The sequence below is a fragment of the Runella sp. genome, assembly GCF_027484545.1.
Taxonomy (GTDB): Bacteria; Bacteroidota; Bacteroidia; order Cytophagales; family Spirosomataceae; genus Runella.
Genome location: NZ_JAIXST010000051.1, coordinates 37,607 through 48,143, shown reverse-complemented (window position 1 = coordinate 48,143; position 10,537 = coordinate 37,607). Strand labels below are relative to the sequence as shown.

Sequence of the window (10,537 nt, the reverse complement as noted above, 5' to 3'; positions counted from 1 at the left end):
CGATGAAATTTCTCATGTTATTTAGGATTCGATACCCAAAAATAACACACTCGCTAACTCTTTTTTTATACAATAAATCTACTCAATCAGTAGATTGCATTTGATTCTTGAATCTAAGTCTCATAATAGTAGAATACTCGCTTCATCCGATTATTCGGAGTTTTATTCTGAATTTTCCAAAAACAGGAAATAACATAACGGCGCATTCAATCTTAAAGGCGCTTAAAAAAACCGATTTTGATTTGGAAGGAATGGAGAAAACCGGAGCCAGTCTTTTAAGTAATGACGTACTTAGGAATGCTTGTATAATTGCGAAGTCGTTAGATACTAACTTATTGTGCAGTATTCAGTCTGAAACAGAAGAAGTATTGTATCTTCATATCTATGAACAGCATAAGAAACCATACGCAATGCTTGAGTGTAAGCGGGTAGGTGTTGAGGAAGGTATGTCAAAAGGGCCACAAACCATTGAAAAGGCTAAACAAGGTGCTTATGTAGCGAGAGTAGTATTACCGGTCTATCCAACGCTTAAAAACGGGCGCTTTTTCGCGACTGATTTCTACTTCGGGCATTTGGGTACTTCTCAGTTTAAGAAACAATTTTCCTGATGTATCGCCTTTGTAGCTTTCAATCGCCTGTTGGTTGATGATCTGTCGGCGGCCCGCTCTGAAAAAGTCAGTCGGGTTCAAAATGTCTTCAATTTCGTCCAACGTGTTTTGCTCGGCAATGTATTTTTGTCCGTCGTTGGTCACCACGTAAATAACTTGGTCGAGGTAAAAAACCGTGACGTCCGACAGATTGATGGGAATCGACGCGTTGCGGTGCTGAACAATGAGTTTTTCCTTGTACATTTTCCCTTTTTGTGCCGGGTGATTGACCAACGTTTGAAGCAGGTCAGCAGGAATCTGGGTGTTTTTTTTGAGCGCCTTGAATTTTTCCAGCGCCCGAATGAGGTCTTCTTCGTCAATGGGTTTTAATAAATAATCAATGCCGTTGACTTTAAAGGTTTTAATGGCGTATTCGTCGTAGGCCGTGGCAAAGATAATGGGGCATTTGATGTCAAAATAGTTGAATAAATCGAAGCTGATGCCGTCGGAAAGTTGAATGTCCATAAACAACAAATCGGGTTCCGCATTTTGCATAAACCAACGCCGGGCCGTTTTTACGCTGTGCAGTACGTCCAATACCTCTGCTTGAGGAGCAATATCTTTCAACATTCGTTGGAGTTGTTCGGCGATGAGGATTTCGTCTTCGACAATCAGGACTTTCATGGTGAATATAGGTTATTGGTTGAGTACGAATGAATTGATAAAGTTTTAAATGAGTGGTAATATAACTTTAAATGTTTCGGGTGTTTCCTGAATTTCTATACAAACAGGAGAAAAATACGTGTATAAATTGCATAAACTCTTGAGGGCTTCTTTGCGCTGAGGCTCTAAAATTTGCTTTTTTTGAAGGTTGTTTTCTATAATAAGTTGGTCTTCAATTGTATTGATAGTAACAATCAGTGGTGATTCCGGGTCAGTTATGTTGTGACGGGTTGCATTTTCTACCAAAATTTGCAGTACGGCGGGTACAATCTGCTTCTCGTTGGCTTTGGCAGAAACGTTGATGATAACCTGAAGTCCTTTTCCAAAACGGGTTTGCAGTAAATCTGCATAATCTTTGATAAAATTTATTTCTGCTGAGAGCTTCACCAAGGGAGTAGTTCGGGTCGTCAGAATGTAGCGATAAACGCGGGTAAGTTGGCTCAAAAACTTCACAGCCAACCGTTGGTCACTGTAAATGAGGCTCTCCAACGTGGCCAGACTATTGAAAAGAAAGTGTGGATTTAGCTGACTGACTAAATTTTGGTATTTAACATCCGAAATTGTATTTCCATAGTCGGTTGCATCACTCGCTGGTACTGCGGGTAATTCATTGCTTTGGGATGATGTGTTAGTGAGCGATTCCATCTATTTCAAGGGGTTTCTTGGTAGGCGGCGTCTATCATAGCCGCCGACATCAAACTGTATATATCCAGCCAAGCTTGTCGGATTTCAGGCGTAAAATCATCTTTCAATACCTTTTCCAAGGTCCAGATAAATGACTCACCCACCGAAGCATAATGCTGAGGTTGTGTTCCGTATTTTACATGGCGTCGTCCTAAATCTTGTAATATAGGCAGGAGTTCGTCTAAATTGTCTAACGAGCAAACCGCAAAACTGATGACTTGAAAAAGCTTGATGCCCTGAGTTTTAAGGTCACTTTTAAATAAGGGTTCTACTTCTGGAAGTATTTCAAAAAGCCGACCGTAAAACAACTTTGCAGCATATTCTGCTTTGGGTACGATACGGGCAAAACTGGTTTGAACAAGTTTCTTTTGTTGGTCATTCATGTTTGTAGGGTTGAGTAATGGGTATTTTTAAAATTTGTTGAGTAAAATTAATGAACTGCAATCTACTATCTTAAAAAAAATAATTCGAGTCGTTCATTTAAAGACTTAATCCTTCCCAATAATCCGATGAGGCGTTAATCCAATAAGGGAACGTACACGGTAAAATGGTTTTCCATTTCTACAATTTTTATGGGGCGATTGGCCAGATAACTGTACAATGCCCTGAAATCATTGAGTCCTCTTTTATTGGAAGTACTCACGGAGCCTCGTTTTTGTAAATTGTTTTTAAACACCAAATAGTTGTCTTCTTCCCTTATTGTAATGCACAAAGGTGATTCTAAGGCGGTTATGTTGTGTTTTACGGCGTTTTCAATGAGATTTTGGAACGTAACGGGTACTACTTTTTTGGAATACAGACTTTTGTCCAAATGGATTTCTATGCAGAGCCCGTCGTTGTAGCGCATGTGCAACAGGCTCACAAAATCTCGGGCAAATCGCAGTTCTTGCTCCAGCGTGACGGTTTCGTGGTCGTCGTTTTCTATCAGATACCGATATACTTTGGTTAATTGGCGCAGGTACTTGGAGGCCAACTTATGGTCTTTGTAAATCAAGCTATCCAGTACGGCCAAACTGTTGAAAAGGAAGTGTGGATTAAGCTGATTGACCAGATTCTGATAGCGCGACAGGAGTTTTTCCCGTTCCAGCAGGATGGTTTTTCGTTCAGTTTCGGCCTGTTGGGTTTGAGCTTTTTCAAATTTTTGTTGGTAATCCAGTTTCTCGGTGAGCTCTTTATTGAGTTGTTTTTGAAGAGTGCGCTGTTCTTCCAACAATTTCACTTCGATGGCGTGCTCGTGTTCAATCATTTTGACCCGCAGGCGGTAGAAGTAGAATCCTGTCCCCATAATCACCAGTATGAGTAACGTTCTGAACCACCAGGTTTGCCAAAAAGGGGGGCGAATCGTTATGGGAAGACGATAAGCAACGGGATTCCAAATACCATCATTGTTGGCCGCTTTTACGTGCAGAATATACTCGCCCGGAGGCACATTCAGGTAGTTTAGGGTAGATTGATGGCTGGGTGAGCTCCATTGTTTTTCGAGATTTTCGAGCCAAAAAGTATACAGATTATTCTCTGAATGGTCATAACTGAGCGCTGCTGCATCAATGGTCAAATCGTTTTGGTCATACGCCAGACTAATCGGGTTGTCGGACGGGTGAATAAGTGTTGGCAACATTTCCTGTCCATACACCCGCAGCGAAGTAATGGTTATCGGCGGAACAAAGGTGTTGGTTTTAACGTAATCGGGATGAAATTTCACCAGCCCGTACAGACCTCCGAAATACAAATAACCCAATGAATCTTTGGCCACGGACTTGGTTTCGACGGACAGCATCTGGAGATTATCGGCTCTGCCGAAAGACACAAACTGTTTGCCTTTGTCATTAAAACGGGTTAACCCATTGGCCGTTCCCATCCATACGGTATTGCCTACCCGAATCAGCGCCGATACGTAGTTGTTCGCAATTCCATTTTTGGTAGAATAATTGGTAAACAGCTGCGTTTTTATATCCAGATTGCCCAAACCATTGTCAGTACCCATCCAAATGTTTCCTTTTGAGTCTTCCGCAAACGACATGACACCGTTATCGGGAAGGCTTTTTGGGTTGTTTTCCTGATAGCGATAGGTAGTTACTTTTGATAAATCAGGAGTGATACAAAGCACCTCATCGACACCGCATCCTACCCACAGATTTCGTTTGCTATCGAGAAAGAAACTATTGTACCGATTGATGGGCAAACGTCTGATTCGTTCGTCATTAAATCGATTGGCAAAAGTTCGGGTGCGCGGGTCAAAAATAGTGAGGCCTTCCTCCGTGCCTATAAAAAGGCGCCCGTCGCCAGTGGTGTGGATATCGTACACGTTTTTTCCTGCCAAAAAATCAGTACGGGGAATTTGTGGCGGCGGCGAAGGCATTTTTTCATTCGGTAAATACGGAAAGTACTCCAACTTTCCCGTACTGGGGTCTAAGTGATGAAAATGAGTGTGTGTCCCTATCCAAACATGGTCTGTTTTATCGACAAAGACACAATTGACCGAATTATCAGTTAGGCTGGCAGAGTTAGCATCATCATGCCGATAAATCTTATGTTGATTCGTTTTTTGATTGACCCACAGCAACCCATCATCAGTTGCGAGCCAAAGGTTATTTTGATTGTCGAGGGCAATGCGGTTGATGGCAGCTCCGTTGGCCGACTTAGGTTTGTAGTCAATATTTTTTAAAGGCGAAGAAAACGATTGATTATTAGGATTAAATCGGCTTATTCCTTTGTAGGAAGTCGTAAACCAAAGTACCCCAGAGCGGTCTTGAAAAATAGTTTTTACGTAGGTAGAACTCAGGCTGTTGGGATTGTTGATGTCGCTTTGGTAATTAATAAAATTTTGTTGAATGGCATCCTGGTAAAAGATGCCGTCGCCTCGCGTACTTACCCAAAGCTTACCGCTTTTGTCAAAAAACAGGCAGGTTATTTCACTGGATTCTCGGATGCTGATGTCAATTTTTGAAAAATGTTCTGAATGAAGATTTAACGAGGACATCATACCATTGCGATTCCCAACGATAAGGTCCCCGGTTTTGGGATGCTTCACCAAGGCTGTAACGGAGTTGCCGGGGATACTGCCCAATTCGTCACTTTTGCAAAATACCTGAAACGACTTGCTTTCAATATCGTAGCGATAAAGCCCCATATCCGTACCAATCCACATCGTAGTTCGATCTACCAACAGCGTACGGATCGAATACACCAATGCTTTGGAAGAAGCATCGGTGGGGAGTTTTAAAAGTTCGGATTGTTTCGTTTAAGGGTCAAAAATAATGAGCCCATTGGCGGAACCCAACCAAAGTTTTCCCCGCGAATCTTCTTCAATACAGCGAATGTAGTCAGAACGCTCGCTGTATTTTGTAAAATGAAACCGTTCAAAGCGTTGGGTTTTGAAATCGAAACGATTGAATCCGTGTTGCGTTCCTACCCACAAAGTCCCGTTTTTTGACAGAAAAACCGATCTGACAAGAATGTCGGAAAGTGAGTAGGGGTCTTGTCGGTCGTGGTCATAGACCTTGCAGCGAACCCCATCGTAACGCGCCAATCCAGCCATTGTTCCAATCCAAATAAAGCCCGAGGTATCCTGCACAATTCCCGTAGCGTAGTGGATGGGAAGCCCCTGTTCGGGGCTGAGGTGTTGAAATGAAATATCTGAGGATTGCGTAAAGGCTTCTTTCGGAACCCAACCGATTAGGAATAAAAATAAAAAAACCAGCGGGCGGTTATACATTCTATGAGTGGGAAAGTGAAAAGAGGTATAAATGTACCATTTTTTAAAGGGCTAAAATTAAAGAATTGGGACATAAATCCCCAAAAACAGGGACTAAAGCGTTGGTTTTACTGGGTAAAGCGTAGGGAAATGTCGGTTGAACCGTAAAAGAACTTAACGAATGACGAAAAAGGGGAATGACAGACTTACAGATAACAGATTCAAGTGGCTTACATGCCTGAACAGGAATACGGTTGACTTTCCCATCTTTATCCATTCTACGTGTGTTGACCCCTGAATGGTGGAAGAAGTAAAACTGGCAGGTGCCACGGATGTTATTATCAAACCTACCGGTATTAATAATACTCAGTGCTATTTTGGCGAATATTATCAGTAAAAATTGAGTTTTTTGTTAGTTTTGAACTCGTTTTCCCTATTGGACAACGGATAACAATTAACAGAATCACGTACCTCGTATGGAAAAATTAGACTGCCTCAATCAAGTTGCTGAGTTTCACCGTACTTTCAAACACCCCATTCTTGATACTCCCCAAATCCCCTCTCCCGACCGCTGCAACCTGCGCGTGGCACTCATTGCCGAAGAACTGAAAGAACTCGAAGTGGCCATTCTGGAAAAAGACATTGTAGGCGTAGCCGATGCCTTGGCAGATATTCAGTATGTACTTTCGGGTGCGGTATTGGAATTTGGTTTGGGTGATAAATTCAAAGCTTTGTTTGATGAAGTACAGCGCTCCAATATGAGCAAAGCCTGCAACACCATCGAAGAAGCCGAAGCGACCGTAAAGCATTTTCAGGACAAAGGTACCGAGTGCTACTACCGAGAAGACAGCGGTAAATACCTCGTCTATCGCACCGCCGACAACAAAACCTTAAAGTCTGTTTTTTATTCTCCTGCGGATTTAGAAAGTGTATTGGAAAAATAATAATCGAAATATGTTTGTTAAAAAACGTTATTTGGCATTAGCCCCATTTCACTGAGATGGGGCCATGTTGTTTTTAGGGGGGTAGTAAAAAATAATTTTAATAGACACAAAATAAAAAAGTCCGGACCATAAGGTTCGGACTTTTCTTCGTCAATCATTGTTAATATAAAATTAACCCACCTTTTCTTTATCTATTTTCGTTACTAAGCAGTAACGGCAAGTTCAGATTTTTCTTCCAATACCGCTTGCAGAGGAGTATATTCTAATCCCCAAGCGTCTGCTACGGCTTTATAAACAATCTTTCCGTTTACTACATTCAGGCCTTTTTTAAGGTCTTCGTTATCATTGCAGGCTTTTTGCCAGCCTTTATTGGCCAATTGAATGGCGTAGGGTAAAGTGGCGTTGGTCAATGCCAACGTAGAGGTATAAGGAACTGCACCGGGCATATTAGCTACGCAATAGTGAACAATTCCGTCAATTTCATAAATCGGATTTTCGTGCGTAGTAGGTTTACAGGTTTCGATACAACCACCCTGATCTACCGCTACGTCTACCAATACAGTCCCTTTTCTCATCAGTTTAAGCATGTCACGAGTGATGAGGTGCGGAGCTTTTGCACCTGGAATCAACACCGCGCCGATGATAAGGTCAGACTGCCTGATTAACTGACGAATGTTATACTCATTCGACATGACGGTGTCGGCATTGGCCGGCAAAACGTCTTCCAAATAGCGTAAGCGATTCAGGTTTACGTCCACAATGGTCACGTTGGCTCCCAAACCTGTTGCCATTTTAGCGGCTTGTGTTCCCACAATTCCACCTCCCAAAATCAACACGTTGGCAGGTTTTACCCCCGCAACACCACCGAGCAAAATACCGCGTCCGCCCATCGGTTTTTCCAAATATTTGGCACCTTCCTGAATCGCCATACGTCCGGCTACTTCCGACATGGGTACTAACAAAGGCAAAGAACGGTCTGTTTTTTCAACGGTTTCGTAGGCCAAACACACAGCGTTTCTTTCAATCATTGCGTGAGTCAGTTCTTCTGACGAAGCAAAGTGAAAATAAGTAAACAACAGTTGGTTTTCTTTGATAAGCGCATATTCCGAAGCAATCGGCTCTTTCACCTTCACAATCATCTCCGCTATCGCATATACTTCCTCAATCGTAGGCAGAATGGTGGCACCTGCACTTTCGTACTCGGCATCTTCAAAGCCACTGCCTTCTCCTGCTGTTGATTGAATATAAACGGTATGCCCGTTTTTGCGAAATTCTGCTACCCCCGCAGGCGTCAAAGCCACGCGGTTTTCGTTGTTTTTTATTTCTTTGGGTACGCCGATAATCATGGTCGTAATGTGGTTAAGCGTTAGATTGATTTTATGCGAAAATATTGACGTTTAGAATACTATACAAAATTAAATAAAACGAAAATATTTTCTGATATTTAAAAGTAAATAAGAAAATAAATCTTATATTTGAGTTTAAACATGAATTATTTCTGTCAATGACTTATTTGAAGGTCACCGGGCGAAAAAAATTCGGCAGTGGATTTAACTCCTTTTCAGGCAATGAATTTAGACGAAACAGACGTGCGTATTTTACAGTTGTTACAGCAGAATTCACAACTGACGATTAAAGAGATTGCGGCAGAAATTCACCTGTCAATTACACCCGTTCATGACCGGATTAAAAAGCTGGAACGGGAAGGGGTGATTGAAAAATACGTAACGATTTTGAACCGTAAAAAATTGAATAAAGGGCTGGTGGTTTACTGCAATGTCACGCTTGATAAGCAACAGCAGGAAAACTTTCGGGAGTTTAACGAAGTGATGCTTCAAATGCCCGAGGTGGTGGAATGCTGCGTGGTGTCGGGAACATTTGATTATCTCATTAAAATCGTCGCTACGGACGTGGAGAGTTATCACGCTTTTTATCAGGAAAAACTCGCCAGCCTCCGAGCGATTTCACATATTAGCAGTTTCTTTGTGATGTCGGAAGTAAAAAGTACTACGGCGTTACCAATATAAATTTAGTATTGAGTACTTGGTATTAAGTAGTAAGAATAATAATTGCTCAATACTAACTACTTATTAACCAATTACTTATTAATAATGCTTCTTCCATCTATTAACAACATAGCCGAAATTTGCGCTCGTAAAGGCGTTCAAAACGTGATTATTTCTCCGGGTTCGCGCAGTGCTGCGTTGACGTTGGCCTTTGCCCGGCACCGTGGAATCAAAACCAAAGTAATTCCCGACGAACGCACAGCGGGATTTGTAGGGTTGGGCATGGCGCAATACAGCGGTGATACCGTCGCATTGGTCTGTACTTCCGGCAGTGCCGCTTACAATTTGGCACCGGCGGTGGTAGAGGCTTATTTTCAGGAAATTCCGTTGATTATTTTTACAGCCGATCGTCCCAAAGAATGGATTCATCAGCAGGATGGACAGACAATTTATCAGAACGAATTGTACGGAAAACATGTCAAAAAATCGTTTGAATTACCCGCGGACTATACGCACCCGGATTCCAATTGGTACATTGAACGGGTACTGAACGAAGCTATTAATTTGTCGCAGACATTTCCTACAGGCCCAGTTCACGTCAACGTGCCGATTCGGGAGCCATTTTATCCCAATGCGGACGAAAAGATTACGTATGACCGAAATGTAAAGTTGATTGACCGATTAGCAGCCCAACCTGTACTTTCGACCGAAACGTGGCACCGTCTCCAAAGTGAGTTTGAAAATGTGAGCCGCGTCTTGATAGCCGTGGGGCAAATGCCGCCCAATGACCCGTTATGGAAAGTTTTGAAAGAATTCAGCGAAGAAATGGGTGTACCGGTACTCGGTGATGTCATTTCCAATATCTTGCCCGATGATGCTTTTGTTCGTCACCATGATGTATTTTTAAAAGCGAAGAACGAAGAATTGTTGGCGTCCCTGCAACCTGATTTGCTGATTACGCTGGGGGATTCGTTCATCTCCAAAAATCTTAAACTTTTTATCCGTAAACATTCACCGACGCGGCATTGGCACATCAAAGCGACGGAACAACTCATTGATACGTTCCAAACGCTCACAACCCAAATCCCCGTTGAGCCGACTTATTTCTTCCAAAAACTACTGGAAGATTTAGATTATCAGCAGCTTGTTCACAATGACGGCGACGACGATGGGCGTGGTGAATACCGTCAGGCATGGTTGCACGCTGACCGACTTGCCAAACGCAATCTGACTCAATTCTTACGTCACGAAACCCGTTGGAATGAATTTGCCTTGGTAGACAAACTACTGGAAAATCTGCCTGGAAACAGTGTTTTGCACCTTGCCAACAGTATGCCGGTGCGGTACGTCAATTTGCTGGGATTGACTCAATTGGCAGAGGTATTTGCCAACCGGGGCACGAGTGGCATTGATGGTTGCACGAGTACAGCGGTAGGGGCGGCTTTGACCACTCAAAAACTTGTTTTTTTATTGACGGGCGACGTGGCCTTTTTCTACGACCGCAACGCGCTTTGGCATCCGCACCTTCCTCAAAATCTGCGTATTGTGCTTTTCAACAATGGAGGTGGGAATATTTTTCGCCTAATAGACGGACCAGCCGCTCAACCCGAATTGGAACAGTATTTTGAAACTCGCCACCAAACCACGGCTCGTCACACGGCGGAAGATGCAGGTTTGGACTACTTTGTTGTTGGTGATAACACCAACAATGATAATTCTGCTAATTTTGAATCAATTTGGAGTGTTTTCTTGGCTCAAACGGGAAAAGCCAAATTATTGGAAATTTTCACTGACCCAATCATCAACGGAGAGGTATTTGAAGCGTATCGGAAAATGAAGTAGAGATAGAGGGGAGAAAGGAGGGCCGGAGAAAGGAAAACGGATTCGGTGTTCTCCGTT

At 42.7% G+C, this 10,537-nt stretch carries 9 protein-coding genes; 3 read left to right on the top strand and 6 right to left on the bottom strand.

The window, feature by feature from the left end; genetic code table 11:
• Positions 1–509 precede the first annotated feature (509 nt).
• From Q0081_RS04730 to Q0081_RS04710, 5 genes are all read right to left on the bottom strand, one after another.
• Positions 510–1,271, bottom strand: a complete 762-nt coding sequence (locus tag Q0081_RS04730; RefSeq protein WP_298349890.1) for a LytTR family DNA-binding domain-containing protein — start codon at positions 1,269–1,271, stop codon at positions 510–512.
• 45 nt (positions 1,272–1,316) lie between these two features.
• A complete protein-coding gene (locus Q0081_RS04725) occupies positions 1,317–1,955 on the bottom strand; it encodes a sensor histidine kinase (RefSeq protein ID WP_298349888.1) in 639 nt (212 codons plus the stop codon).
• A gap of 5 nt (positions 1,956–1,960) precedes the next feature.
• Positions 1,961–2,377 (bottom strand): globin family protein, encoded by a 417-nt coding sequence (locus tag Q0081_RS04720; RefSeq protein ID WP_298349887.1) that lies wholly within the window; start codon positions 2,375–2,377, stop codon positions 1,961–1,963.
• A 134-nt stretch (positions 2,378–2,511) separates the two neighbouring features.
• Positions 2,512–5,181: a two-component regulator propeller domain-containing protein gene (locus tag Q0081_RS04715; RefSeq protein ID WP_298349885.1), complete on the bottom strand. Its 2,670-nt coding sequence runs from the start codon at positions 5,179–5,181 to the stop codon at positions 2,512–2,514.
• Between the two features lie 54 nt (positions 5,182–5,235).
• Entirely contained in the window at positions 5,236–5,709 is a 474-nt protein-coding gene (locus tag Q0081_RS04710; protein WP_298349883.1) for a two-component regulator propeller domain-containing protein, read from the bottom strand.
• Positions 5,710–6,164: 455 nt separating this feature from the next.
• Between Q0081_RS04710 and Q0081_RS04705 the strand changes: the two genes are divergently transcribed.
• Positions 6,165–6,632 carry a nucleoside triphosphate pyrophosphohydrolase family protein gene (locus Q0081_RS04705; protein ID WP_298349881.1) on the top strand — a complete coding sequence of 156 codons (468 nt, stop codon included), beginning with the start codon at positions 6,165–6,167 and terminating at the stop codon, positions 6,630–6,632.
• Positions 6,633–6,835: 203 nt separating this feature from the next.
• On the opposite strand, the gene ald is transcribed toward Q0081_RS04705, so the two are convergent.
• Positions 6,836–7,978, bottom strand: coding sequence for an alanine dehydrogenase (ald, locus tag Q0081_RS04700; RefSeq protein WP_298349879.1), 1,143 nt, complete (start codon positions 7,976–7,978; stop codon positions 6,836–6,838).
• 222 nt (positions 7,979–8,200) lie between these two features.
• Between ald and Q0081_RS04695 the strand changes: the two genes are divergently transcribed.
• Together Q0081_RS04695 and menD are read left to right on the top strand one after the other, a co-directional pair.
• Positions 8,201–8,659, top strand: coding sequence for an Lrp/AsnC family transcriptional regulator (locus Q0081_RS04695; protein WP_298349877.1), 459 nt, complete (start codon positions 8,201–8,203; stop codon positions 8,657–8,659).
• Positions 8,660–8,743: 84 nt separating this feature from the next.
• Positions 8,744–10,480 carry a 2-succinyl-5-enolpyruvyl-6-hydroxy-3-cyclohexene-1-carboxylic-acid synthase gene (menD, locus tag Q0081_RS04690; RefSeq protein ID WP_298349875.1) on the top strand — a complete coding sequence of 579 codons (1,737 nt, stop codon included), beginning with the start codon at positions 8,744–8,746 and terminating at the stop codon, positions 10,478–10,480.
• Positions 10,481–10,537: the final 57 nt, after the last annotated feature.